The sequence below is a fragment of the Comamonas suwonensis genome (genome assembly GCF_012844455.2).
Taxonomy (GTDB): domain Bacteria; phylum Pseudomonadota; class Gammaproteobacteria; order Burkholderiales; family Burkholderiaceae_C; genus Comamonas; species Comamonas suwonensis.
On the sequence record NZ_JABBCQ020000022.1, the window covers coordinates 27,720 to 52,775 of the forward strand.

At 57.9% G+C, this 25,056-nt stretch carries 19 protein-coding genes and 1 tRNA gene; 6 read left to right on the forward strand and 14 right to left on the reverse strand.

The genetic code is table 11. The annotated features are described in order from the left end of the window. Nucleotide 1: 1 nt before the first annotated feature. The 5 genes from HF327_RS19610 to mads1 are packed head-to-tail and all read right to left on the reverse strand — an operon-like array spanning nt 2 to nt 8,149. Complete coding sequence (locus HF327_RS19610) at nt 2–646, reverse strand: DUF4276 family protein (protein WP_198462060.1); 645 nt, start codon at nt 644–646, stop codon at nt 2–4. Next, nucleotides 643–1,788 (reverse strand): AAA family ATPase, encoded by a 1,146-nt coding sequence (locus HF327_RS19615; RefSeq protein ID WP_198462061.1) that lies wholly within the window; start codon nt 1,786–1,788, stop codon nt 643–645. The genes HF327_RS19610 and HF327_RS19615 overlap by 4 nt, the downstream gene beginning before the upstream one ends. Then, on the reverse strand, nt 1,788–4,964 hold the full coding sequence (locus HF327_RS19620; RefSeq protein ID WP_198462062.1) for a site-specific DNA-methyltransferase: 3,177 nt from the start codon (nt 4,962–4,964) through the stop codon (nt 1,788–1,790). Before HF327_RS19620 ends, HF327_RS19615 begins: the two co-directional genes overlap by 1 nt. 33 nt (nt 4,965–4,997) lie before the next feature. After that, a complete protein-coding gene (locus HF327_RS19625; protein WP_198462063.1) occupies nt 4,998–7,949 on the reverse strand; it encodes an SNF2-related protein in 2,952 nt (983 codons plus the stop codon). After that, nucleotides 7,946–8,149: a methylation-associated defense system helix-turn-helix domain-containing protein MAD1 gene (gene mads1, locus HF327_RS19630; RefSeq protein ID WP_198462064.1), complete on the reverse strand. Its 204-nt coding sequence runs from the start codon at nt 8,147–8,149 to the stop codon at nt 7,946–7,948. The genes HF327_RS19625 and mads1 overlap by 4 nt, the downstream gene beginning before the upstream one ends. A gap of 479 nt (nt 8,150–8,628) precedes the next feature. On the opposite strand from mads1, the gene HF327_RS19635 reads away from it, so the two are divergent. Continuing rightward, nucleotides 8,629–8,705: transfer RNA gene (locus HF327_RS19635), tRNA-Arg, on the forward strand. Nucleotides 8,706–8,812: 107 nt separating this feature from the next. On the opposite strand, the gene HF327_RS19640 is transcribed toward HF327_RS19635, so the two are convergent. Both HF327_RS19640 and HF327_RS19645 read right to left on the reverse strand, forming a co-directional pair. Beyond that, a complete protein-coding gene (locus HF327_RS19640) occupies nt 8,813–10,561 on the reverse strand; it encodes a M14 family zinc carboxypeptidase (RefSeq protein ID WP_198462065.1) in 1,749 nt (582 codons plus the stop codon). Nucleotides 10,562–10,778: 217 nt separating this feature from the next. Next, nucleotides 10,779–12,671, reverse strand: a complete 1,893-nt coding sequence (locus HF327_RS19645; protein WP_198462066.1) for a DEAD/DEAH box helicase — start codon at nt 12,669–12,671, stop codon at nt 10,779–10,781. 265 nt (nt 12,672–12,936) lie between these two features. Here HF327_RS19645 and ettA point away from each other — a divergent pair, with 265 nt between their 5' ends. Together ettA and HF327_RS19655 are read left to right on the forward strand one after the other, a co-directional pair. Continuing rightward, entirely contained in the window at nt 12,937–14,598 is a 1,662-nt protein-coding gene (ettA, locus tag HF327_RS19650; RefSeq protein WP_198462067.1) for an energy-dependent translational throttle protein EttA, read from the forward strand. Nucleotides 14,599–14,645: 47 nt separating this feature from the next. Beyond that, nucleotides 14,646–16,949: a DUF1631 family protein gene (locus tag HF327_RS19655; RefSeq protein WP_198462068.1), complete on the forward strand. Its 2,304-nt coding sequence runs from the start codon at nt 14,646–14,648 to the stop codon at nt 16,947–16,949. On the opposite strand, the gene HF327_RS19660 is transcribed toward HF327_RS19655, so the two are convergent. After that, complete coding sequence (locus HF327_RS19660; protein ID WP_198462069.1) at nt 16,946–17,971, reverse strand: P1 family peptidase; 1,026 nt, start codon at nt 17,969–17,971, stop codon at nt 16,946–16,948. The genes HF327_RS19655 and HF327_RS19660 overlap by 4 nt on opposite strands. 163 nt (nt 17,972–18,134) lie before the next feature. On the opposite strand from HF327_RS19660, the gene HF327_RS19665 reads away from it, so the two are divergent. After that, entirely contained in the window at nt 18,135–18,971 is an 837-nt protein-coding gene (locus tag HF327_RS19665; protein WP_198462070.1) for a MetQ/NlpA family ABC transporter substrate-binding protein, read from the forward strand. A 76-nt stretch (nt 18,972–19,047) separates the two neighbouring features. On the opposite strand, the gene HF327_RS19670 is transcribed toward HF327_RS19665, so the two are convergent. From HF327_RS19670 to HF327_RS19680, 3 genes are read right to left on the reverse strand one after another with little or no spacing between them, the layout of a single operon-like run. Next, nucleotides 19,048–19,305 (reverse strand): hypothetical protein, encoded by a 258-nt coding sequence (locus tag HF327_RS19670; protein WP_198462071.1) that lies wholly within the window; start codon nt 19,303–19,305, stop codon nt 19,048–19,050. 27 nt (nt 19,306–19,332) lie between these two features. Further along, complete coding sequence (locus HF327_RS19675; protein WP_198462072.1) at nt 19,333–19,728, reverse strand: nuclear transport factor 2 family protein; 396 nt, start codon at nt 19,726–19,728, stop codon at nt 19,333–19,335. 19 nt (nt 19,729–19,747) lie between these two features. Further along, nucleotides 19,748–20,650 carry an MBL fold metallo-hydrolase gene (locus HF327_RS19680; protein WP_198462073.1) on the reverse strand — a complete coding sequence of 301 codons (903 nt, stop codon included), beginning with the start codon at nt 20,648–20,650 and terminating at the stop codon, nt 19,748–19,750. Between the two features lie 145 nt (nt 20,651–20,795). On the opposite strand from HF327_RS19680, the gene HF327_RS19685 reads away from it, so the two are divergent. Beyond that, the gene (locus HF327_RS19685) at nt 20,796–21,758 is read left to right on the forward strand and encodes a LysR family transcriptional regulator (RefSeq protein ID WP_198462074.1); all 963 of its coding nucleotides are present in this window, start codon (nt 20,796–20,798) and stop codon (nt 21,756–21,758) included. A 199-nt stretch (nt 21,759–21,957) separates the two neighbouring features. Next, nucleotides 21,958–22,806, forward strand: a complete 849-nt coding sequence (locus HF327_RS19690; protein ID WP_198462075.1) for a MetQ/NlpA family ABC transporter substrate-binding protein — start codon at nt 21,958–21,960, stop codon at nt 22,804–22,806. A gap of 9 nt (nt 22,807–22,815) precedes the next feature. On the opposite strand, the gene HF327_RS19695 is transcribed toward HF327_RS19690, so the two are convergent. From HF327_RS19695 to HF327_RS19705, 3 genes are all read right to left on the reverse strand, one after another. Then, nucleotides 22,816–24,018: a leucine-rich repeat-containing protein kinase family protein gene (locus HF327_RS19695; protein WP_198462076.1), complete on the reverse strand. Its 1,203-nt coding sequence runs from the start codon at nt 24,016–24,018 to the stop codon at nt 22,816–22,818. A 213-nt stretch (nt 24,019–24,231) separates the two neighbouring features. Beyond that, nucleotides 24,232–24,702, reverse strand: a complete 471-nt coding sequence (locus HF327_RS19700; RefSeq protein ID WP_198462077.1) for a GreA/GreB family elongation factor — start codon at nt 24,700–24,702, stop codon at nt 24,232–24,234. Nucleotides 24,703–24,781: 79 nt separating this feature from the next. Then, nucleotides 24,782–25,056 (reverse strand): hypothetical protein (locus tag HF327_RS19705; protein ID WP_206764486.1); only part of this gene is annotated, 275 nt, incomplete at its 5' end.

Consider the following 25,056-nt stretch of genomic DNA (forward strand, 5'->3'; position numbering starts at 1 on the left):
CTCAATTTCCCCAGGCCTGAAGCTGCATCAGCCAGGCATCAAACTGCGGACATTGCGCCCGTATTGCATCAACACCAATTGCCTCGGCAATCAACGGCCCATGCTCCGTCTTGGAATATGAGCCCTTCTCGAAAATCGACAAAATCCGCTTCGACGGTGCCGTCTCGCGGCTGTTGTTGATGTCTTCAGGCGATGCAAAGGCTTGCCGTACTTGCGTCAGTGCCGCGCGGCTTTGTTCGCTCCACCCATCCTCAACCCACTCAAACGCATCAGGGTCGGTAAACAGCAGCCCTTCAAATTCATACATCTGCACATAGGGCAAAACAAAACGCGCGTCATACCCAGCGGTTGAGGCGGCAATGCCTGCACGGATATCATCTTCCAGTTGAGCACGGCTGCGCCCGCTCCCGTCCTGAAAACCGTAGAAATCCACTAGCGTGGTGATGCGGTCGGTCTGGTGGTATTGGTGTGAGATGAACTTCACCAAGCGCTCCACCGTGACACGACCACCCCGATGGTTGCCTGATGGCGACTGAAGTAGCGATGGAAAAGCCAGCACCTCATGGCTCAACAGGTATGGTGCCAGGCAGTTTTTGACAAATTCAACTTCGGTCTGTCCTTCACAAACAATGCAGACCCGGATCATTCCATCCCTCCCACCACCTGCTTCAACCAGATGTCGGACAGTTGATACTCATCGTCCAGCCATTCCTGGTACTGCTCGCGCGGCAGATTGCGCAGCAAGGTTTCGCCATGGTTGGCACTGGCAATGATGATGTTCTCCAGCTCGAAACAATCTACCAAGTACGGAGACTGTGTAGCTAGGAAGATCTGCCGTTTTTTGGACAGGCGCTTGAACATCTCAGCCACCAAGCTAACCGCATGGGGATGCAGGCCCAGCTCAGGTTCATCGAACAGCATCACATCCGGCAAACGCTCCGGCGGCATGTTCAGCAAAGTCAGCAGACAAAACAGGCGTAGCGAACCATCCGAGGTCAGATGTGAGCCAAATACCTTGTCGCTTTGATTGCCTACCCAGCGCAGCAGCACCTTGCCAGCTTCTTCCTCCAACACAAAATTTTTGAAGGCAGGCAGCACACGGCGAATCTGTTTGACGATCAGTTCATAGCGTTTGCCATCCGTGTTGCGCAAATTCAGTAAGACTGCGGCAAGATTGCCTCCGTCCGAGCGTAAACGAAAAGATTCGGTGATATCCCAGCGGTTGTGGATGGCCGAGTTGGGAGATGTGTCATGAAACTGATAGGTAGAACACTGCCGCAAAAGGTTGACGACGGTTCTGGCGGTTTTATCCTTTTTGTCCAATAGTGCCGATTCTTTACCCACTGCACCAACCTCCGTCCAGCCCGCTTCCGTCTGAAGCACGCGTGGTGCATAGCGATAGGCTTCGTTCATCACAATGACCGAATCCCCACCCGATACATGCGCCAAGTCAAAACGATAGTCGTTGAGTCCAGACCTAGTTTCAAGGCACAGCTTGGCATGAATACGCGGTGTATTGCGCGCGCCCATGAAAAACTGATCGTCTCCCCCGCCCTGGCGCAGCACGAACTCCTGCAGGCTTTTCGATTTGAGCATCCAGCTCAACATCTCGAAAAATCGGATCAACGTAGATTTTCCAGCCCCGTTGGCCCCAATCAATACGGCAAGCTGCGGTAACTCCAGATTCTGGATACTGCGCAGGCTACGGAAACCCTCAATGGTGACAGACTTGATCCGCGCCGGCTCGGGCTCCCGCTGCTGAATACCAAGCTTTCCAAAATCAGCCATTACACATCCTCCACATCAAACATGCGCTGCAAAAACTCCGGCTCAATCTGGCGCAGCTTTAGGACGCGGGTGGCACCACCTTCCTCGGCCGTCTGCGTCAGCACGGTTGGAATGTTGTGGTCGCCGTTGATGTAGACCACATCGAACTCGTTGTCCGCCGGGTTAATGGCCAGCTTGTCACAAAGTTTGCTGATGCCTTCGTAATCCAACACATCGCAATCCCGCCAAAGCACCAGGCAGCGTTCACCACTGGGCAGCGTGCCGTTGACGGTGACAAAGCCGCGTGCGGGCTGCATGTCGATATGCATCACGCGCAGGCCGATCAGGTAGTTGAAGGTTTCAACCAGATCGACTTTCCGTGCTTCGTACGCGCCCGCCGAATTCACGGCTACGTTGAGGGTGTAGTCGAAGGGTTTCTTGAAATCCTCCACCGACAACAGCGAGCCACGACTCTCCACGTCCAGCACGTAATTGAGCAGGTAGTCGTCCTTGGCCTGCTGTGGCAGGGTGTTCAGCAGATCGCCCTGCGCGGACGTACGGCGCAGTTGCAGGTTGTTCAGGGTGTCTTCGTAGCTTTCGAGTTTGATGACCTTGAAGCAATTGGAAACACCAGATTGTGGTTCTGTCGGCTTACCATCTTTCCACTTCGAAGAATAAGTGGCTTTGATTGCTCGCGATTTCGTTACCGAATCAAAATACTCTCCTTGTTCGATGAGAATAAATTTAACGCCGTAGTCTTTGCCTGCCATTTTGGCGGTTCGTCGCAATTCGATAGCAGCATGAGCCGTAGTTCCGCTTCCACCAAAGTAGTCGAGTACGATGCCGTAAGGTGCTGTGCATCCAATTTTTATGCTGTCAATAACTGCATTTAAAGCTTTTGGAAAATCGAATGGCACATTAGATTCGAACATATCTCGCAGCAATCTGGTCCCATTGTCTCGGGCTGAGTAATCAGGTTTGTCCCACCAGGTTCTTGGGAGCAACCCCTCTTGATTTAGATACTTGCGCCCGTAAACTTCAAGGCGTGTATCGTCCTTGTTCCACTTTGCTATAAGAGTATTCGAGTCTTTTCTTGCTCTTTCCAGCCCCCAGCGCCAAACCTTTTCTGTACCGCTGCCATCAACCGGATAAACGATAAGTTCAGTCGATTCAGGTTGATCCAAAACGTCATACGCAGTAATTTCGTCGATCCACCTAATTTCAGGAATCCTTAGCGACAAGGTATTTTTGTTGACATAGATCGGATAAAACTGCTTTGGCCGACTGGCTCTATCTGATCCTGCGCTGCTTTTTCTAAAGTTCTCCCACTCGTACGGTCCAACTTCATCGATTAGGTCGTATCTTCCTTTTTGCTCAGCGTTATGCTCTAGCCTCCCGACACTGGATTTTTCCGCGTTGGCACCATGAAAAATTGCGAACTCATGGTTCACAGAAAATCCCTTAACAGTTGATCTTCCGGATGGGTTGTTTCTTATTACAGCTGTTGCCAGGAAATTTTCTGATCCGAACTCAATATCCAAGAGTTGCCTCACGGCCGAGTGTTCGTAGTCATCAATTGTCAATATATGAACACCCTCTTCTCGAAGAAGACTCTTGCCGGCAGGCAAGCGAGAAGAAATCAAAGAAAGCCAACTTGAGTCCCTGTAGCCATTTTTATATTCAATTACGGTTGCATCTGTGTTGTATGGGGGGTCGATGTAAATGCAGTTAACTTCGCTCTTGTATTTCGTTTGAAGAAGAGAGAGCCCTTGAAAGTTGTCGCCGTGTACGAGAATGCCATTTGTTGTTTCGTCTAAATCGGCCACTTGATTCAGTAAACGGGATGTGAAATCAGCCAAAAACAGACTCGTATCCACCATTCGATACGGCGCACCCTTCAAGTCATCCACCGTACCAGCCCCATCGCCATCCCAAACGCCCAGCTGTTTCCACCGCGCCCACTGCTGCTCGTTCGCCGCCACCTCCGCCCATAGCGCTCCCGGCACCCGATCCAACGTGATGCAGTAGTGGCTGGAAACCACGAACTTCTTTTTCAGCCACAGCTTCTTTTGGAAGTCCTCCAACTGGGCCAAGAAAGTGATCAGCTCCAGCGCGATGCCGCGCAAGCACTGGATCATGCGCAGGTTCTTTTCGATGTCCGCGAACGCGCCCGCGTTCTGCACATCATCCAGATGCATGACTTCGTTCTTGATATAGAAGTCCAGCTCACGGCGCAGGAACCCACCCAGATCCTTGTGGATGAAGTAGTCCGCCGTGTTCTTGGTGGTGTAGTCGCTCAGGTGCTTTTCCAGCAGGGTGCGCTGCGGATTCTTCTCGGTCGGCGCGCGGCTGCCCAGGGCCAGCCAGCGGGCCTTGACGGCGGGGTCCGCGAGTACCGCCTCTACGGCCTTGGTGACCAGCGCCTCCTGCTTGGTGCCTTTGGGCTGGGCGGCGTACTCGAAGCGGATGATCAGCTCCTTATTGCCGTCACTGCCCGAAGCTTCCTCCACTGGCACCAGTTCTTCTTCGACCTCGTCGCCGTTTTCATCCACGCGGGTAACGGTCTTGGCAGCTACCAGGGCAAATCGACGTTCCTTGTCGTTGTCCTTGCGGTTGTCTTTGGCGGTGTCGGCGGCGGCGAGGCGGAAATGCACCGTGCGACCGTCTTCGAGCTTGAGGCTGTAATTGCTGAAGTTCTCGCCGCTCTTGGTGTAGTACTGATCCTTGTTGGCCCAGTGAAGCATCACCTCCTCGCCCGCGTAGGGGATGGCGTAGGTGTCGCCCTTGTAGCGGCGCTGGCTGATGAAGTCACCGTCTTTGTAGTAGCGGGAGAAAAAGGCAAGCAGGTGTGAGAACACGGCGTTTTCGTGTTCGCTGCTGCCTGCGGTGGCATCTTGCAGCTTGACGCGTAGTTCCTGCACCTTGGGTACCGCATCGGGGCTCACTCCCAAGGCTTGGGCGTTCTTCTCGGCCTCCTGCAATTCGGCCTGCAGTTGCTTGCTGCTTTCGGCGCTGCCTGCAGAGAGGGCAACCTTCACCTTTTCGGTCAGCCGATTTTGCAGGTAGTCATTGATCTCGCCAGCGCGGGCATTAAGGATCCGGTAGATACCAAAATCCAGCTCAGGCTTATCAATTTGAAAGATCTCTCGCAGCTTGGCGACGAGCTCTTGAAACTTTGGATTGTGTTGACTGGTCATGGGTTGCGAATTTCTAGGAATACTTGGATTGGGTTAGAGCACCTGCCAACGCACGCTGAACAGGGTCTCGTTACTTGTTTTTTCTTGCAGGCGCTGCTGGAGCGAGGCAATCAATTCGTCGCGCTTGGCGATGATCTCGTCCTCGACGGCGAAAATTTCTTGCCGCAGACGGCGTTGCTTGCGCTCCAGCTCCGCCAGCTCGCGCTGGATGCCGTCTTGCTCCTGCAATGTGGCGGCCTTGCGGGCGTCGCGCTTCAACTGTGCGATGCGCGCCTTGGTGTTCTTCAGGGCTTCCTCTGCGGCCAGCAGCTTATCGTCGGCCCAGCGTTCCAGCTTGTCGCGCTCTTCATTGAAGAGGCGCTGGTTGGCTTCCAGCACCTGGGCAACGGTGGCGGCGACCGCGCGCTGGCTGTTAGCCAGCAAGGCCTCGGGCACGGTGGTGCTCAAAGGAGTCGTTTTTCCTGCTGCTGGAATGGCCATCAGCTTTTCGCAGGTTTCCTGATCCAGCACCTGACCATCGTCAGTGAGGCCGGAGAACAGCAGCGCCTCGGTAGTCTCGAATGCGGTGACCTCCAGCCGGGCCAGCGTCAGCCAGCCGGACATGCCGCGCAGTCTCTCGATGACGGAGACCCGTGCGCCGTGTTTGCCGTAGTCGAGCTTCAAGGTGGCGACGGGCGTAGCCGCGTTCAGGCTGGCATCAATGCTCCATTCCCCCAGCGGGTGGCTGAGGCGGTAGGCGTGCGCCAGCATGTCCGGCTGTGCCGCACCACGAATGAGCTGGTAGCGGCCCACTGGTGCTAGTTGAACGATTCCAGTTGGCGGCGTGCTCAGAGAGAACGCATAGGACTGCTCGTCGAAGCGCGCGCGGCCGTCCAATGCAAAGCAGGTGACACCCCAGAACCAGCGCCCCAGCTTGTCGAGCCGCGCTTCGGCGTCTTGAAGACGCAGTTTGAGGCGGTCGTGAACGTCCTCATCAAAGTTCTCCAGAAGTTGGGACTGGGTGTCTTTAATGCGGTCGGCAATGACTTCTTCCAGCTCCGCTTGCAGCGCATTGAAGGCGGCTTCGATTTGCTCGGGCTGGCGGCAGGTGTCGTAGATCTGGAGGATGCGTTTCTCGAAGTCGAGGCCGCCTTCAATGCGGCCCAGCACTTCGTCGCTGGCGCCAAACACGCCCGAGAACAGGTTGAACTTCTCGGTGAGCAGTTCCAGCACGCGCTGGTCGGCCTGGTTGCGGGTGTTGAGGAAGTTGATGACCACCACATCGAAACGCTGACCGTAGCGGTGGCAGCGGCCAATGCGTTGCTCGACGCGCTGCGGGTTCCACGGCAAGTCGTAGTTGATGATCAGCGCGCAGAACTGCAGGTTGACGCCCTCGGCAGCCGCTTCGGTGGCGATCATGATTTCCGCACCGGTGCCGTCGTCTTTGCGGAAGTGGTCGATCAGCGCAGTGCGGCGATCCACCTGCGGCGAGCCGGTGACGCGATCCGTGCTTTTGTACTCTTCCAGCCAGCGCTGGTAGATGGCGGTTGATTCCTCGTGGGTGTTGGTGCCACTGAACAACACCAACTTGCCCGCGTGGCCGTTGGCCGAGAGAAAGCGGTGCAGGTATTCCTGCGTGCGTTTGGATTCGGTAAAGATGATGGCTTTGCGTGGCGCACGTAGCTCGGCCATCTTGCCAAAGCCCAAGCCGAGCGCCTTCAGTAGCGCCTGCGCTTTGGTGTCGGTTTGCAGCGCTTGGGCGGCATCGACGAATGCAGTCAGTTCCTCGATCTCGGCGGTGATCGCGGCTCGGACGGCCTGGGCATCTTTTGCAGCGCCCGGCTTACCTTCTTCGACTGGCGCGGGCGTATGGGCTTCGACGTCTTCGTCAGCCTCGCTAGCTTCCTCTTCGAGATAGTCCTGTTCCAGGTCGTCCTCGACAATGAGCTGTTCGACTAGTCGGCTGCCGTCATCTTCCGCGATGTTTTCGCTCTGGTCTGCCGTGAGCAGGTGCTGCAGGCGCTCGCGGATGTTGACCAACGTGGCAGCGACGGCGTGCGAACTGGAGGCCAGCAGCTTGCGCAAGATCAGTGCTGTGAGGTGGCGCTGCTGCTTGGGTAGGGCGTAGGAGTCTTCCTTTTGCAGAAAGGCCGAGATGCGCTCGTACAGCGCCTGCTCGTCGTCGGTGGGGTTGAACGGCTGGGTGAGGGCCTTGCGCTCGGTGTACTTGATGTACTCCAGCACGTCGCGGCGCAGTGTGCGTTTGGCGAAACTGGCAAGACGCTCACGCAGCTCGTCCAGGCCCGTCCCGCTGTTCATGAATTGCTTGCGGAAGGCGGTTTCGTCGCCGAACATGTGCTCGTCAATCAGCGTCGACAGTCCGTACAGCTCCATCAGCGAGTTCTGCAGGGGCGTGGCGGTGAGTAGCAGCTTCTTGCGGCCCTGCAGTGCGCGCTTGAGCGCCTGCCCGGTGCGGTTGCTGGCGCGGTGCGCGTTGCGCAGCTTGTGCGCTTCGTCGATGACCACTACATCCCAAGGAACTGCACGCAGCTCGGCTTCCAGCTTGGCGGCAAACTGATAGGACATGATGACGACCGCCTTGCCAACCTGCCGCTGCAGGGTGGCGAGCATGTCGCCAGCGGACTGCTTGCGCAGAGAAACGGCATCCACCACGGTGGTGGGCACGGCGAACTTGTCGTGCAGCTCCTGCGCCCATTGCTTGCGCAGGCTCGCCGGGCAGATGACCAAGAGCCGACGGCGGCGCTCAGCCCAGTACTGGCAAACCACCAGCGCTGCTTCGATGGTCTTGCCCAGCCCCACCTCGTCAGCCAGCAGTACGCCTTCCTGCAATGGGTTCCGAAGGGCGAACAGCGCCGCCTCGATTTGATGCGGGTTCAAATCGACGCTGGCATCGAACAGCGATTGGGAGAGGCGATCAACGCCATCGGCGGCGTGTCGCCGCGTCAGCTCGTGGGCGTAGTACTTGGCGTGGTAGGCGGAGATCAATCGGTTCCCTCCGCCTTCTTCGACTGGTCGGCTATCCAGCCGTCGATGTCCGTTGCCCGAAAGCGCCATGTCCCGCCGACCTTGAAGGCCGGTATTTTCTTGGCAGCCGCGAGTCTGTAGATCGTCCGCTCAGTGACCTTCAAGTACTCGGCGACTTCCTTGATCGTCAGGATTCCGCTTTCGCTGCTATTTTGGGGCATGGAATGGGATCAGTTGGATGATTGGTAAAGCACGACAGGATAGTGCAAAATTTTCCAATTAGTGACTAAAGGCGACCGAACCTGAAAGGTTTGCCTAATACGCGCGTTACTAAATCGTCGAATCCACGCCCTCAAGGCCAAGGCGTTACTATCTGGCTCCATTGGCATCAACGTTGGATTGATACCGGAAATTTTGACCGCGACATCACAGGCTCGGTCATGGATTTCAAATCCGTGTTGCGCCCTCTTTTTTTGCCGTTTTGTGCTGTGCATGTGCAATAATCCACCAGCACGTACATGTCCTATGTGTTCCAACCCAATCCAGCCTTAAATATGGGCCAGCGGGGGAACAACATGGGGAACACAAAGGCAAAAAAATTCGCAAAGTCTTTGATTTATGCGGGTTTCAAAGGGAGATTCAATTCCCGCCAGTCCACCTACAAACAACCCAGCGCACGCTGGGTTGTTTCACAATCAGACTGCCCGTAGCTCAGTTGGATAGAGCAACAGCCTTCTAAGCTGTGGGTCACAGGTTCGATCCCTGTCGGGCAGACCACTGAAAAAGCCGCTCATGCTTTGCATGAGCGGCTTTTGTGTTTTGGAGCAGTGGTTTTGCAGAGTTCGATGCTGTTGCGAGTAAATTCTTCGACTTGACTGCTGTTTTTATTCCATTTCTTCTTCAAATACGACCGAAGGCGGCGCGACGACTCGGCCTATGTCTGCTGGCGATGTGATCAAGCTCTTGCTGACATAGCTGAACGGTGTGTCTGGCTCCAGTGCGGCGGTGGCCAGATGGGCTTTTGCTTGGTTGAGGGTAATGTAGTAGCTGCCCACTGGGGTGTCGATGGCTCCGCGTGTCAGTACCAGCGAGCTGCTGCCGCTGCGAGCTGCGTTGTAGCTGTCGGCGAGCATTTGGCCAGGTTCTGCAATTTGCATGACTTGCACGCCTTGCAGACGAAGGCGATCTACCGCTCTGCCTGAGTCTGAGGACAGCCAGTAGCCGCAGGGGCGTGGACGTGTTTGTTCAGGCTTGATGCGCAGGGATGAATTCCAGTCCACGCGCGCTTCGACCTCTTGCCCCGAGTCTGCTTGCAACATGCGAATGCTGTGTTGCTCAGGCGTTTGGATGGACTGAATAGCGAGCGTGTTTCGGCAAGCCAGAGCCGATATGTCGCGGGACACAAAGGATTCAACCTGTTTCAAGTTCTGCGATTTTTCAGCAGTTGCTCTCAGCGAGGCAGTGGCGGCGATCACAAGGCTGTGCACGCGACGCTGGATATGCATGCGGCCTAAGTCGGAGCCGCGGCTGGCGATAAGCAGAGCGGCCGAATTTTTGAGGCTGCTGGCGTTGATTAACGTGTCTGCGCCAAGGCCGGCCATGGAGAGCGATTTGTCACCCGGTTGAGCACTGGGCTGAAAGAACCATTCATTGCTGAGCTCTGCCTGATTGAGGGCTGAGCGTACAGGCTGGCTGAACCACTCGCGTGCAGCTTTGTTGATGAACTCGTGCGTATTGGCGGTGGCGGCGGGTTGCAGCAGTACGTCATACCGCTGTACGGCCTGAAATTTCTGCAGAAAAGCACCGCCAGCAGCAAATTCCTGTAGGTCGATGACGGCTGCTGGCCGGTAGTTGCGCATCAGGCGGGCGAGTGCCTGTGCTTCAGGGGTGTTTAAAAGCAGGTGGTCGTGCGTGAGATCGGTGCCGTCCGCTGTCACGGGGCTGGCCGTGTCTGCTGCATCAGGATTGGCGCGCGGCACGATGATGATGTTGATTTGCTGCAGCAAGGGTGCGAGCAGGCCGCCTTGGCCTAGTTCGCTTGCGATAGCGAGCAAGGCCTCAGTACTGGCAGGCTCATCTCCACGCTGACCTCCGACAAGTAGCACAGTGGGCTTGCCATTGTTGTTAATGGTCATGGCTTGCGTGCTTTGGCCTTGCGTTGCAATCAGAGCCTGAATTGGCAGTCCGCGCTGAGATGTGCCGATGGCTGCCGCGCCAAGTTGGTAACCGCTGCCAGCTTTGCCGCCCAGCGATTGCAGCAAAGTGGCGATTTCTGTATGTGTGCTGAACTGTTGCCGATTTGAACCCAGGCCCGGCGTGGCGTAGAGGGCTGTTGGATCTGGAAAGAGAGACTCGATTGCGGGGTTGTAGGGGAGCGCTGCGAGTTGTGGAGCAGATGCGATGGGGCGACTAACGGCCGGTTGCGCTGCAGGTGTTGAGGCCGCGCTGGTGCTTGGCTGGCTTGTTTTTGTCGGTGAACTGTTTGACGTGCCCGCCCACGGAGGTAACTGCACATTGGCGCAGGCCGTCAGCAACATTGCCGAGCCCACGGTCGTAAGCTTGAGCATGCGATGAGTCCAGACAGGCTGAAGTCGCTTGGCTTCGGAGAAAACGGGCTTGGTTAGAAATGTCATAAGTTCAACGCCAATAAAAAAGAGCACGCCAAGCGCGAAACCTCAAGCTTCGCACATCCAGATTGGATGTTAGGCCGACTGGCTTGCGATCTGCTGTCAGCGCGTAGCGCTGCCGAGCCCAGAAAAAACAAAAGGGCTGCAATATTTGCTATTGCAGCCCTTGGTGAGGGGTGAATTGCTTTGACGGCGTCTTCACGCCTTCAGCTGCGTCGGTGGGTTAGCGGCCGTAACCGCCGCCAAAGCCACCGCGGTTACCGCCGCGATTGCCGCCACCGCCGTTGCCGCCGCCGAAGCCACCACGGTTACCACCGCCAAAGCCACCACGGCGACCGCGGTCGGCCATGCTGTCTACGCTGGTGCGCATAGGATCAGGCTGGCCGCCATTGCTGCCGCGCGAGCTATTGTTGCGAGCATGACCTTGCTGAGTGCCGAGGTGTGCATCAGCGCGTGGGGGCTGGTCGTCATACCGGCCGCCGCGTTCGCGGTCACCAAACTGGCGAGAGTCGTTGCGCTTGGGTGCGCGCGGCTGGTCGTTGTTGTAAGGGCGGGGTGCGCGCTCGCCTTGGCCAAATTGTGGCTGGCCTTGTTGCTGGTTACGATCAGAGCCGCGCTCAGCACCACGCTCGGAGTGGCGGTCAAAACCGCGGTCCGAATTGCGGCCATTGCTGCGTTCTGCGCCTTGCTGGCCTTGAGGGCGTGGGCTGCCGAAGCGGCTGTTGCTGCGCGGTTTGTTCTGGCGTGCAGGGCGTTGCTGGGCTTCGCCTTCGGCCTCGCCCTGGCCGTCCGCTGAGGGACGGCGAGCACCACCACGGCCACCGTTGGGGGCCTTGTTGGTGCGGATGCGATCCATCATTTCTTGGCGAGCAGCCTTGGCAGCAGCCTGCATGACATCGCGGCTAGGCGGCTTGCCTGCACCGCCCCACAGAGTTTGGCGACCCATGGCGATGGGTTCAGCCACTTCGCCTTCTTCGGGGCCAAAGCCTTCAACCAGCGCCACTGGAATCTCTTGCTTGGTAAAGCGTTCGATGTCCATCATGAAGCCTTCTTCGTCCATGCAGACAAGGCTCACGGCATTGCCTTCGCGACCGGCGCGGCCAGTACGGCCGATGCGGTGCACGTAGTCTTCCGAGATGTTAGGAATCTCGTAGTTGACCACGTTGGGCAATTCGTCGATGTCGATGCCACGTGCTGCAATATCAGTAGCTACCAGCGCACGCAGTTCGCCGGTCTTGAAGCCTTCGAGGGCTTGAGTACGGGCGCTTTGGCTCTTGTTGCCGTGCAGGGCCATGGCAGAGACGCCATTCTTGGTCAGGTACTCGGCAACGTTGTTGGCGCCAAACTTGGTGCGGGTGAAAACCAGCACCTGGCTCCAGTTGTTTTCCTGAATGATGTGCAGCAGAACCTGCTTCTTCTTGCCGCGACCCACGGGGTGGATCACCTGCTTGATGCGCTGCACTGTCGTGTTGCTGGGTGTTACCTGAATGGACTTCGGGTTGCGCAGCAGACCGTTGGCCAGATCACGGATTTCATCGCTGAAAGTGGCAGAGAACAGCAGGCTTTGCTTGTCCTTGGGCACCAGTGCCAGCACCTTCTTGACGTCGTGGATAAAGCCCATGTCCAGCATGCGGTCGGCTTCGTCCAGAATCAGCATCTCGACAGTAGACAGGTCCATGAAACCCTGGCCTGCCAGATCCAGCAGACGGCCGGGAGTGGCGACCAGAACGTCCACGCCTTTTTCGATACGGGCAATCTGTGGCTTCATGCCAACGCCACCGAAGATGACTGTGGAATTGATATCCATGTATTTGGCGTAGCTGCGCAAGTTTTCTTCAACCTGAGCGGCCAGCTCGCGGGTGGGAGTCAGCACCAGCGTGCGAATGCCCTTGCCGCCAAATCGATTCTTGGGCGCTGTGCCAGTTGCCAGGCGCTGCAGCATGGGTAGCGTAAAAGCTGCCGTCTTGCCGGTACCTGTCTGGGCACCTGCCAGCAGGTCGTGACCTGCGAGAACCAGCGGAATGGCTTGCGCCTGAATGGGGGTGGGTTTTTCGTAACCCTGCTCTTGTACGGCCTTGAGAATGGCCGGAGCCAGATTCAGTTCTTCAAATGTCATTGTGATCAATTGCGCCAATCCTGGGCGCGGGGTATCAGCCTGTCATGGCAGCCCGTTGGGCTGCCTGGCCAGTTGTAGGCAGATAAAGTTGCGTGTTGGGAGCTTGGAAACGCTTCCTTTGTCCCCAGCTGAAGTGCTGCTGCAGAAGGCAACTGGACGCCTATTGCGAGGGGTATTGTCGCATGCGCCGATAATCATGGTTTGTTTGCCGTGAAATGCGGCACACTTTTTTGCATAAATCCAAGCAACTCAAAGCAATTCGAACATGGCTCAATACGTTTTTTCGATGAATCAGCTGACCAAGACGGTGCCGCCAAAGCGCCAGATCTTGAAAGGTATTTCGCTGAGCTTCTTCCCTGGCGCCAAGATTGGCGTGCTGGGCCTGAATGGTTCGGGCAAGTCTTCGCTGCTGAAGATTATGGCTGGCGTGGATAAGGAGTTCGAAGGCGAAGCTATCCCCATGCAGGGCCTGTCCATCGGCTATCTGCCACAGGAGCCTCAGCTCAACCCCGAGCACACCGTGCGACAGGCCGTCGAAGAAGCCATGGCCGAGGTGAACAACGCTAAGGCTCGTCTGGAAGAAGTCTACGCAGCCTACGCTGAAGAAGACGCTGACTTTGATGCGCTGGCCGCAGAGCAGGGCGAGCTGGAGGCGGTGATTGCTGCCGCGGGTACAGACTCCGAGCACCAGCTGGAAATCGCTGCTGATGCGCTGCGCCTGCCCGCTTGGGATGCCATCGTGGGTCAGTTGTCTGGTGGTGAAAAGCGCCGCGTAGCACTGTGCAAGCTGCTGCTGTCTAAGCCCGATATGCTGCTGCTTGACGAACCTACCAACCACTTGGACGCTGAGTCTGTTGACTGGCTTGAGCAGTTCCTGCACCGCTTTACCGGCACTGTGGTGGCGATTACCCACGATCGCTACTTCCTGGATAACGCTGCTGAGTGGATTCTGGAACTGGACCGTGGTCACGGCATTCCTTACAAGGGCAACTATTCTGACTGGCTGGTCCAGAAGGGCAACCGCCTGGAAGCTGAACAAAAGGGTGAAGAAGCCCGCGCCAAGGCTTTGAAGAAGGAGCTGGAGTGGGTGCGCCAGAACGCCAAGGGCCGTCAGGCCAAGTCCAAGGCGCGTATTGCACGCTTCGAGGAACTGAGCGATTACGAATACCAGCAGCGCAACGAAACACAGGAAATCTTTATTCCTGTGGCAGAGCGTCTGGGCTCCAAGGTTATCGAGTTCAACAACGTGTCGAAGTCGTTTGGCGACCGCATGCTGATCGATAACTTGTCGATGAACATTCCAGCCGGCGCCATCGTCGGCATCATTGGCCCTAACGGCGCTGGTAAGTCGACACTGTTCAAGCTCATCGCTGGCGTCGAGCAGCCTGATTCCGGTACCGTGGACATTGGTCAGACCGTGAAGATGGCCTTTGTGGACCAGCACCGCGATGCGCTGGCCAACGAAAAGACCGTGTGGGAGGACATCTCCGGTGGTCTGGACATCATCACCGTGGGCAAGTTCCAGATGGCTTCGCGTGCCTACGCCGGTCGCTTCAACTTCAATGGGCAAGACCAGCAAAAGAAGGTCGGTAACCTCTCCGGTGGTGAGCGTGGTCGTCTTCACCTGGCCAAGACCCTGATTCAGGGCGGCAACGTGCTAATGTTGGACGAGCCGTCGAACGACTTGGACGTGGAAACCCTGCGTGCGCTGGAAGATGCGCTGCTGGAATACGCCGGCACCGTGATGGTGATTTCTCACGATCGCTGGTTCCTGGACCGTATTGCTACCCACATCCTGGCCGCTGAAGGCGATTCGCAGTGGGTGTTCTTTGACGGTAACTACCAAGAGTACGAAGCCGACAAGAAGAAGCGCCTGGGCGTTGAGGGTGCTGCACCCAAGCGCATGCGTTACAAAGCGTTGAAGTAACGACAAAATGCTTCCAGCCTCGGCTGGAGCGGGTATTCTTAGGGGCTATGAGCCTCGCACATGCATCTGTCTCCGTGCTGCGTACATGCCTAGTCCAGGCAGTACGTAGCGCTGATGCATTCGCGCTGCGTTTATTGCAGCGCACCGAATATGCGTTGGAGCAGACGCTCTCAACGAATTTCTCCTCTGTCAGGCGCGATGTGCTCAGTGCGGCGTTGCACAATCTGCAGCAGCACCGGACATCGATCATCAACAGCTTCCCGCAGAATTTGCTTGAAGCATTGATTCTGTCAGCGCGCCAACCTTTTTCCTTTAGTGTCCAGACCCTGGACACTGTCAACGGGCCTCTTTTGCCGCTGGCTTCCATGGCAGAGTCAGCAAGTCGTCAGCTTAAGGCTGAGCACAAGCTGGTGCAACTGGTTTCCCCGCAGGTCGAGCTGGCACTGGCCGATCTGGATGCATTGATGAGTGGCGCTCAGGGTCTGGAATCAGCCCAGCCGGAGTGCAACCCGCTGCGACTGGAAAACTATGTACGTGCCCTGAGCCAGTCATTGACGGCATTGCAGCCCACTACAGAAGTGGCCGATTGCTGGCGTGAGTTCATGGAACAGCAACTGGGCGCGTTACTTGTTAGCGAATATTCCCGCGCCGCTAATCTGTTGCGTCAGCAAGGCGTGCAGCCTGCGCGCTATGGCGCAGACGTTGATGCCCAACCTCGGTGCCTGCTGACCCTGCGTTTGCTGCAGGAAATGGCATCAGATCTGCGCTGGATTGACGACATGCGCTACACCGTGCCGCAGTCGTTGACCGATTCCATGCTGGCGGGCTGGCCGGCGACTGAGACTGCGCCCATCGCGATGCCAGATCGTGGGCAAGGCCTGCAGCCGGGCTGGACTTCGTACTCCGCTTCTGCATTGCAGACCACGCATCAGCCCTGGGTATCCAGTTCTTTGGGTGGGTTGCGACCGGCGCAGCCCAGCCAAGCCCCCATCTCTTTGATTCATATGCGTACGCTGCAGCGCATGATGAGCCATATGACCAGCGACGGACGTTTGCTGCCCGCAGTGCAAAAAGTGCTGCAACAGCTGGAGCCTGTGCTGCATCACCTGGTGGTGCATGACCGTAGCTTTTTTGACGATCGCATGCATCCGGCGCGGCAATTGCTCGATGAGCTGACGGCGCGCAGCCTGTGGTTTTCCAGCGAATCTGCGTTGGGCTTTGCGCACTTTATCGACGTGGCCGAAACGGCCGCGAAAAAGCTCGCTAGCCTTGCTCAGGTAAATGCAGCCATGTTTTCGCAGGCACTGCAATATGTGCGTGAGCAGTGGCCGCCGGAAGGGCGGATGAGCCGTATTGCAGCACTGGGCTCGCAGGCAGATGGCGAGCAATCTACCCAGCAAGGGTTGATGAGCTCGGCCTTGGGGCTGGTAGACCGCCAGATGGTGGGTGCAGCGATGGAGCAGGCGCAGCCCGATGCAGCGCAACTGGCGCAGATGATTCGTAGCCTGCCCAGTGCCAAAGGCGTGCCTGAAGATATTCTGGATTTTGTGACCGGCCCTTGGGCTGGTGTCATTGCACAGGCGCAGCAACAGGCTTTGCTAAAGGGTGGTGCTGCTCAGGAGCGTGATCCTGGGGGGTATCTGGCCTTGGTGCCCAGTTTGCTCTGGAGCGTGTCGCCTCAGGCTGCTCGGGATGTCGAGCGGCTGGTGACCATTGCCCCCAAGCTGCAGCGACGTTTGGCGCGGGGTCTGCGTGGCGTGGGCCGTACGGATGTTGAGATTGCGGCGCTGGCAGCTCGTCTGGGTAGCTTGCAGCAGCGTGTTCTGGATGCTGCCGAAACCGCATCTTCGCGCTCAGAGAGCTTTTTCCCGACGGGGGTGCTGGATGAGTTGCCGAGCATGCTGGTTGGGCTCGATGGGGTGACGCAAACCGTGCATGCGGGTTTGGACTCGTCACCACCGGTTTTGACTGAGATGATGGATGTGGTGTTTGATTTCGCCTCTGAGCCTGAAGCCAAGCCCGTGAACAAGTTCAAGCCAGCAGTGAAGTTCGCGCTCAAGCCTGAGCCCGTAAGGCGAGAGCCTGCTGTCATGGTTGCACCGGTGATTACTCCTGCGCCAGCTCACGTCCCGCAGCCCAGTGGCGCTGATCCTTCCGAATGGCCGCTGGGCACCTGGGTAGAGCTGCGCAACGAGCGCCAGCAGCTACGCACCAAGCTGACCTGGGTCAGCCCGCAACAAAGCCTGTTTCTCTTTACCGCAGAGGATGGCAGCACCCAGTCTATGACGCGGCGGATGCGCGACAAGTTGCTGACGCAGGGGCAGCTACGTCGTCTTGAGACAATGACCTAGTTTTTTGCATTGAAATCTTGATAGCTAGGCAGCGTTGCCTGTCCCGCGATCTGCACCGACTGAGCCAGCAAAATAGCGCGGGCCGTTGCCACGGCAACAGCTTCTGCTGCCAGCGTGCTCAGCGTCATCATTCCCAGGCTTTTACTACTCTGACCTGTGCCTAGTGCAAACAGGCTGTCGCCATCACTCATGGTGTGCACGGGGTTAATGGAACGGGCCAGTCCGTCATGGGCCACGACGGCCAATCGATGGGCCTGCGCCTTGGTGATGATGGCATCGGTGGCGACTACACCAATCGTGGTGTTGCTGCCAGCCAAAATGGGGCGGGGCTCTTCGCCTGCCAGCAAAGCATCGCGCGTGCTGCGCAACTGTTGACCGTCAGCGCTACGTGCTCCCGCCATTAGTTCGCCATTGAAGGGGTTGAACACATCGCCCAGCGCATTGCAGGCAATGATGGCACCTACGGTCACGCCATCCACGGTAAAACTGGCTGTGCCAATGCCGCCCTTCATGGCGCGCTCATGGCCAAAAATTTTTCCCACCACAGCTCCGGCACCTGCGCCTACGCTGCCTTCGGCGGGGCGGTTGGTGTGGGAGCTTTGGCAGGCGACGAAGCCCGCGGTTGCATCGGGGCGTATGCGCATATCGCCCAGCATCACATCAAACAACACGGCGGCCGGCACCAGTGGAATGCGGCCCACGCCAATGTTCAGGCCTGCCCCTTGCTCTTCCAGCCAGCGCACGGCCCCCGTGGCGGCGTCCAGCCCCCAGGCGCTGCCACCTGCCAGCATGATGCCGTGCACCTCCTGGACCAGATTGCTTGGATGCAGCAAATCCGTCTCACGCGTGCCCGGTGCTGAACCACGTACATCCACGCCGCCGACAGCCCCTTCAGCGCAAAGCACTGCCGTGCAGCCTGTGGGGCGGCGCGCATTGGTGAACTGCCCCACGCGAATGCCTTTGACGCGGGCGATATGGCCTTGGTGGTCCAGCAGGTCTTGAACGGAAGAGAAAGAGGTCATGTGCAGGCTCCCGGAGATTTTTTATATGCTTTTAAAGATAAACAGATGGTTTTTTATTCTTAAGAGTGTGCTCTAAGAAGGTTCATACTTACTCACATTGTTGCAGCGCGGTAAATAAATGAGGACTGTGCTGCGAAAGCGCATTCAATTCAAGGAGTGATTCATGTCTGCCCATTTCTCTTTTGCCGCTAACCGCCGTACCGTGCTGGCGACTGCTGCTCTGGCCTTTGCCGTCACTCTGGGCGCTCCTGCCATGGCGCAAGACGCAGCCAAGAAAAACCTGCTGATTGGCGCCACCGCTGGCTCCAACTTTGACCTGTTGCAAAAAGGCATCCTGCCTCAGCTGCATAAAAAGGGCTACCAGATCAAGCTGATCGAGTTCAACGACTATGTGCAGCCCAATCTCGCCCTGTCGGACGGCTCGCTCGACGCCAATTTTTTCCAGCACCGTGCTTACTTTGACCAGTTCACCGCCGACCGCAAGCTGGCGCTGACCGCGATTGCTCAGGGCCCCGTGGCCCCCATGGGCGTTTACAGCAAAAAGCACAAGGGCCTAGCTGACATCAAGAGCGGCGCCAAGGTGGCTTTGCCCAATGACCCCAGCAATCTGGCGCGTGCACTGCTGGTGCTGCAGCAGGCCGGCCTGGTTAAGATCAAGGAGGGCGTGAACCCAGCCCGTATCTCCGAGCTGGACTTGGCCGCCAACCCTCACAAGCTGAAGTTCGTGGCGCTGGAAGCCGCCCAACTGCCCCGCGTGCTGGAAGATGCTGACTACGTGGTGGTTAACGGTAATTTTGCCGTTTCGTCCGGCCTAAAGCTGAGCGAAGCCGTGGTGCTGGAAAAGACCCCCGATCTGTATTTGAACGTGGTGGCCGTGAAGACTGGCAATGAAAAGTCGCAATGGGCGCAGGATCTGGCTGCAGCCTATCGCTCGCCTGAATTCAAGGCTGTGGTAGATACACAGTTCCCCGGCTACTCCAAGCCTGCTTTCCTGAAATAAGCGAAACGGAACAAGCCGTTGGCTTGCAAAAAGGGACCGGCTCTACCGGTCCCTTTTTCATGGGCCTTCGCCTGACTCAGGCGCCCGGCCTGTGCAGTGCAGCCTCGAATTCGGTCAACTCCTGATCCAGCGTGCCGCGCTGTCTAAAGCGCCTTCCTGCACGCTCATACCAGTTTTCGGCATCCTCCAGATCACCTTCCTGCCAATGCAGAATGCCGTGAAGCCAGGCTGCAAGCAGGCCTTCGACCTGTTGCACGCGGTCATGTGCGGCATTCCACTGTCCTTGCCGCAGCAGGTCAAGGATGCGGCGCAGCTCGTCGGTGTTTGGGTTCATGGCAGATGGGGCGGCAAGAGCGAATGTTCAGGCTGGTAGCAGTGCTTGCCGCACGGTATGGCTATCCACGACCTGCTCCATGCTCACGATTTTTCCATTGTCAAGGCGGTAGAGGTGGGCAAAGCTCGCGGTCATGGCTACACCGGTGGCGCGATAAATGCCCGAGTAGACGCCAAAGGCCGCCACCTGGTCTCCATCGGCTAGATAGGTGTGAGCCCGGGCCTGGTAGTTTTCCCATTCCGTTGCCAGGCGTTGAAACACTCCGCCCAGGATCTGCTCGGGGCCGATATAGCAGCCGGCGTAGGGGAAGCCAGCAGCTTCCGTCCAGCGGGTATCCGGGGTCAGCAAGGCCAGTAGATTCCTGCCGTTGTCCTGCGGCGCGCCTTCATAGGTCGCGCGGATGAGATCCAGGTTGCTTGTCATATTCGTATCCTTGGGGGAATTAGCCCCATTTCATTTCGCCCTTGGCAACCTTTGCGCCGATCTGCAGCGCTGCAGCCAAGCCCGCATCAGGGTAGCGGCGCTGCATGGCTGCAATCAGTGCCTCGCTGTTGGCAGCCTGGGTCAGCTCCTGCTCGAAGGCCAGAAGATAGTCGCGGGTGTAATGGACCGCAGAGATATCCAGCGCCGCTTGGGCGGACATATGACCGGGCACCACCACGGCGGGCTGGCGCGCGGCGATGGCTTCCAGGTTTTTGATCCATGCGGCGCGAGCCGCTGGGGTCGGCGTATCGGCTGTCCAGACATGCAGGCCCGAGAAGATCAGAACCCCGCCGAACACGGCATTCAGTGACGGCACCCACAGATAGCGGCGGTTGTCCATGTTCTGGGCTTTCACGATCTCGATGGTCTTGCCTTCCAGCGTCAGCGATGGAGCATCGAAGGCCTCGGGCAAGACAATGTCGGCCAGCTTCTGTGGACCGTTTTCCTTGAGCTGAGGGCCCCAGGTGTCAATCTTCTTTTGCACATTGGCGCGTATGGCGGCCAGCGTGTCAGATGCGGCAATCACTCTGGCCTGGGGAAACGCTGCCTTGACGGGCCCCAGGCTGAAGTAATAGTCGGGGTCGCTCTGGCTAATGTAGATAGTGGTCAACGTCTTGCCGGAAGCCTTGATGGCTTCCACGGCGGCGCGGCCATCGGGCAGAGAGAAGCCCCCGTCGATCAGCATGGCTTCCCGCTCGCCGCTCAGAAGCACCGGAGCGCGGAAGAAGCCTTTTTCACCGGCCGGTAGATGCATCCATTGCAAGGGCGCATCGGCCTTGCTCGATGGGGTGGCGCAGCCCGCCAGAGCGGTGGCCGCGCCAGCGGCGGTGGCGGAGAGAACGAAGTGGCGACGAGTCAGCATGGCGGTTTCCTGTCAAAGCTCAGAAGAGGACTGATTCCAGAGCCGGCCATGCAGGTTTTGCAGATGCCAGGCTTGGTTTCAGGCGATGCAGTGATGGTAGGAACAAGTCATTGACAAATAAATAGCGATGAAATAGATAGTCTGTATGCAAATAGCAAACAATACCAAGGAGGCCAGCTCGGGCAACTTCGCCAACCTCAAGCGGCTGGCGTATTTCGCGGCCGTGGTGGAGACGGGCAGCTTTACGGCTGCAGCCGATCGCCTGGGCATCACCAAGGCCGTGGTCAGCCAGCAGGTGGCGCGGCTGGAGCGTGAGTTCAGGGCGACCCTGCTCACACGGACGACGCGCAAGGTCGCGCCCACAGACGCTGGTCGGGCGTTTTACCAGCGCTGTGCGCTGATCCTCAAAGAGGCGGGCGAGGCCTTCGACGAATTGGCTGAAGTGGCGGCCGAGCCTTCGGGCACGCTGCGGCTGACGGCGGCGCTGGACTATGGCATCACGGCGGTGGTTCCTGCCATCGCGGAGTTCACCCGTCGCTATCCGCAATGCAAGGTGGATGCGGTGTTCAGCGATCAGTCACTGGATCTGCTGTCTGGGCAGGTGGAGTTGGCAATTCGCGTGGGGTGGCTGACGGAGCTGAATCTGCAGGCCAGGCAAATCGGCAGCTTCCATCAATTGCTGGTGGCTGCGCCTTCCTGGGGCGCTGAGGTTCAGAGCCTGAAGCAACCCGGTGAGATAGCGACGCTGCCTTTCGTTGCCAATACCGCGCTGCGTGATCCCGTGCATTGGCATTTTTCCCATCAGACTCAGGGTGCCCAGAGTGTGCTCGTCCATCCTGTGATCTCGCTGGATGCAACGCTTGCTGTTCGAGAAGCGGTGCGCCAAGGTGCGGGGCTGTCGGTCTTGCCCGACTATGCGATTGCCGAAGATCTGGAGGCTGGACGGTTGCTTCGGGTACTGGCTCCGTGGAGCTTGCCGTCGGGCGGCATTCATGCGGTGTTTCCGGCAGCACGGTTTCGACCGGCTAAGGTGAAGGCTTTTGTGGACCTGCTGATGGAGCGGGAAGGGCCCTCAATTAGGAATCCAAGACCGAACTTCGCGGCATGAAGGATGTGCGCTCGCTCAGAAAGTCCAGGTGCAATGCTGAAGCTTAGTCTTTATATTCTTTTGAAGATAAAGAGATAGATTCTTATTGTTTTGAGATTGTTTCTATTGTCTTGATACTGTACTGAGCCGGTGCTTTTCGCCGTCGTTTTCAAGGCCCAGGCCTCAAGAGATTTCAGTCAAGAAACAACAGGAGCATTTCATGAACTTTCCCTTCTCCGCTGTGCGGGCACGTCGTGGTTTTCTGGCAGTTGCGGCACTGGCCGTGGCCGGCAGCGCAGCGCTTGTGACGGCTCTGCCGGCGGCGGCCCAGGATGCCAGCAAAAAGCAGCTGGTGATTGGCGGCACGGCGGGCTCGAACATCGACCAGCTGCAGGCGGGCATCGTCCCCATCCTGCAAAAGAAGGGCTACAAGGTCAAACTGGTGGAATTCAACGATTATGTGCAGCCCAATCTGGCGCTGGCTGATGGTTCGCTGGATGCCAACTTCTTCCAGCACGAGGTGTATTTCAACCAGTTCAAAGGCGACCGCAAACTGGACTTGACGGCTCTGGTGCAGGGCCCGATTGCCCCCATGGGCGTCTACAGCAAGCAGCGCAAAAGCCTGGTCGATCTCAGGGAAGGCGACCGCGTGGCCTTGCCCAATGACGCCAGCAATCTGGCGCGCGGCATTTTGTTGTTGCAGCAGGCTGGCCTGGTCAAACTCAAGGAGGGCGTGAACCCTTTGCGCGTCTCGGAGCTGGATCTGGCTGCCAACCCCAAGAAGATCAAGCTGGTGCCGCTGGACGCCGCCCATCTGCCGCGTGCCCTCGACGATGCGCAGTACGCCATCATCAACGGTAATTTTGCGATCTCCTCGGGCCTGAAACTCTCGGATTCCGTGCTGCTGGAGAAGACGCCCGAGCAGTATTTGAACATCGTGGCCGTCAAGACCAAGGACAAGAACGCAACTTGGGCCAAGGATCTGGCCGAGGCCTACAAGTCTGCCGAGTTCAAGGCCGTGGTGGACAGCAAGTTTGCCGGCTACGCCAAGCCCGGTTTTCTGCAATAAGGCGCTGGATCAGGCCATACGGGCCTGAACTTCCGCTGTCAAATGGCGCAGTGCACGCAGTTCTATCTGCTGCAGCTGCGCTATTTGCTTTGGGGGCAGTGATTGCAGCAGGGCGGCGGCACCAAAGTCGCTGAGCATGGCTTCGCCCGTTGCCGCATTCCAGAGGATGTTGTGCGCATACAGATCGCCATGCAGCACGCCGCGCGCATGCAGGTGGGCGACAGCGCTTTGCACGCCTTGCAGCAGGTGCTGGGCAGCCTGCGGCGAAAAACGCTGGTCAGCGGCGTAGACATCACGTGTGCAGCTATCAAAACTGGGGGGCTGCGCCAGTGCCTGCATGGCGGCTGGCAACAGCGGCATAGCCATGGCCAGTTGCTGCTCGGGCAGGTCGCTGACCGGGCCTAGTGGCGTCAGCAGATTGGGGTGGCTGCCTGCCGCAAGCCCCGCTGCCAGTTCAGATTGCGGCGTGCCGTCGCTGGTGTGGGCGGCTTTGAAAACCTTCAGTGCCAGATCGTGGCCTGCATGGCTGGCGCGGTAGATGTGGCCGCTGGCGCCTTCGCCTAGTTTTTCACCCAACTGCAAGTTTTGATAAGAAATGGCCTCTGCCCCATGTTCATCAAGCGCTAGTAGCTCACTTTTTTGAGTGATAGGGTTGCCTGCCATGGCCAACCAGGCCAGTTGCGGCAGTGCAAAGATCAGCTCTGAAAGTTGCTCAAAACGGTTGCTGGCAATGCGCAGCAGCTCGAGCTTTTGGCATCGCACCAGACCCTTGGGCAGTTGCTGCAACGGGTTGCAAGACAGCATGAGCTTTTGCAAGCGCGCGCACTGGCCTATGGATTCGGGCAGTTCCTGCAATCGGTTGTCCGTCAGGATCAGCCAGCGCAGGCGTAGCGGCAGGCTTTGCCCGGGCACATGGGCAATCTGGCAGGCCTTGAAGCCCACCATCTCCAGCTCGGGCATCTGGCCCAGCACGGCGGGCAGCTCGGTGAACGGATTGTTCGAGGCGAACAGAATGCGCAGCTTTTTGAAACGGGGCAGGTCGGTGGGGAGCTGGCTGAGCTGGTTGCCCGACAGGTCCAGAATCTCCAGCGAGTCGGCCAGGGCATACAGCGCCTGCGGAAACTCCGTCAGTGCGTCGCTGATGCGGATATGGCGGGCACCGGCCAGCGATCCCTCGGCTAACTGGGAGTGAAATTGCGTGAGCGTCAACATGAAGCAGCAGTCTAAGCCCCGCATCGAATGAAAATTCACAAGGCTCTGCGGGCATTGGCACAGCAGGATGCTGCGGCTTGGCCGGACTTGCCGCCCTGCCTGCTGAGATCTTCAGCGCAGACCGCCCTGCTATGACTCTGTATCGGCCGCGAGTCCTCTCAAGAGGTTGGGAGAAACAGTTTCTGCTCACTTCCGCATGAACGGGCTTGCGGTTTAATGAACCCACAGCACCTCAAACTGCTGGACCGGTATCGATACCTCATCACCCTCGCACTTGCCCAGCATGGCTCTGCCCAAGGGGGCTTTGCTGCTGATGACCTGAACGAGCTCAGAGCCGCAGACCAGCTTCATGCTTCCTCCATCCGGGCCGAGAAAGAGCTGTTGTGGCTTGTTGCCGGCATCCACCAAACAGACCAGCGCGCCGAGCTGTATACCTTCACTGGCGTTGTAGGGGCGTGGACGAAACTGTTGCCAATGGGCTATCGCCTGGCGGATGGCTTCGGCGCGACGCGCTTGGCCAGTGGCCAGGTAGGCGGCTTCTAGACCCAAGGTGTCGTATTTGTTTTCGGCGATGTTTTCTTCGTGAGTCGCTGTTTCATGAGCCGCCCGCGCTGCTTGATCGGCTTGCAGAAGGTCCTCGGCAAGCCGTTCCAGCACCTGCTGCTGCAGCAACAATTTATCCATGATGAAAGGTAGATGTCTCGAACAGTAGGGGCTGGATTATGAAGGACCTCAACCACATGAATCAGTGCGGCTTTGGCTCTTATTCGTCTTGCAGGCCCAAGTCTTCCGCCGCTCTCTTTAATTCTGCGAACTGGTAGTCCTGCACCGTCTGCCTGGAAGAGATGGCTCGGTTGTCTGGTCCCGGGATGAGCAGCCAAGCCGTTGCCCCCTCTTCTTGCGGATGCGGCATTGCAAACATCAGGAACTCGCAGTCGATGCCCCACACGTCATCGATTTGCATATCTCTGCACTGTGAGGGAATGTGCATGAACGTCACACGGTCGCTGACGGCACGAAGCAACTCATCGTCTTCTG

Coding starts and splice junctions, on each gene's coding strand:
- HF327_RS19610 (WP_198462060.1), bottom strand. CDS start 646: ATGATCCGGGTCTGCATTGTTTGTGAAGGACAGACCGAAGTTGAATTT.
- HF327_RS19615 (WP_198462061.1), bottom strand. CDS start 1,788: ATGGCTGATTTTGGAAAGCTTGGTATTCAGCAGCGGGAGCCCGAGCCG.
- HF327_RS19620 (WP_198462062.1), bottom strand. CDS start 4,964: ATGACCAGTCAACACAATCCAAAGTTTCAAGAGCTCGTCGCCAAGCTG.
- mads1 (WP_198462064.1), bottom strand. CDS start 8,149: ATGCCCCAAAATAGCAGCGAAAGCGGAATCCTGACGATCAAGGAAGTC.
- HF327_RS19640 (WP_198462065.1), bottom strand. CDS start 10,561: ATGACATTTCTAACCAAGCCCGTTTTCTCCGAAGCCAAGCGACTTCAG.
- HF327_RS19645 (WP_198462066.1), bottom strand. CDS start 12,671: ATGACATTTGAAGAACTGAATCTGGCTCCGGCCATTCTCAAGGCCGTA.
- ettA (WP_198462067.1), top strand. CDS start 12,937: ATGGCTCAATACGTTTTTTCGATGAATCAGCTGACCAAGACGGTGCCG.
- HF327_RS19655 (WP_198462068.1), top strand. CDS start 14,646: ATGAGCCTCGCACATGCATCTGTCTCCGTGCTGCGTACATGCCTAGTC.
- HF327_RS19660 (WP_198462069.1), bottom strand. CDS start 17,971: ATGACCTCTTTCTCTTCCGTTCAAGACCTGCTGGACCACCAAGGCCAT.
- HF327_RS19665 (WP_198462070.1), top strand. CDS start 18,135: ATGTCTGCCCATTTCTCTTTTGCCGCTAACCGCCGTACCGTGCTGGCG.
- HF327_RS19670 (WP_198462071.1), bottom strand. CDS start 19,305: ATGAACCCAAACACCGACGAGCTGCGCCGCATCCTTGACCTGCTGCGG.
- HF327_RS19675 (WP_198462072.1), bottom strand. CDS start 19,728: ATGACAAGCAACCTGGATCTCATCCGCGCGACCTATGAAGGCGCGCCG.
- HF327_RS19680 (WP_198462073.1), bottom strand. CDS start 20,650: ATGCTGACTCGTCGCCACTTCGTTCTCTCCGCCACCGCCGCTGGCGCG.
- HF327_RS19685 (WP_198462074.1), top strand. CDS start 20,796: ATGCAAATAGCAAACAATACCAAGGAGGCCAGCTCGGGCAACTTCGCC.
- HF327_RS19690 (WP_198462075.1), top strand. CDS start 21,958: ATGAACTTTCCCTTCTCCGCTGTGCGGGCACGTCGTGGTTTTCTGGCA.
- HF327_RS19695 (WP_198462076.1), bottom strand. CDS start 24,018: ATGTTGACGCTCACGCAATTTCACTCCCAGTTAGCCGAGGGATCGCTG.
- HF327_RS19700 (WP_198462077.1), bottom strand. CDS start 24,702: ATGGATAAATTGTTGCTGCAGCAGCAGGTGCTGGAACGGCTTGCCGAG.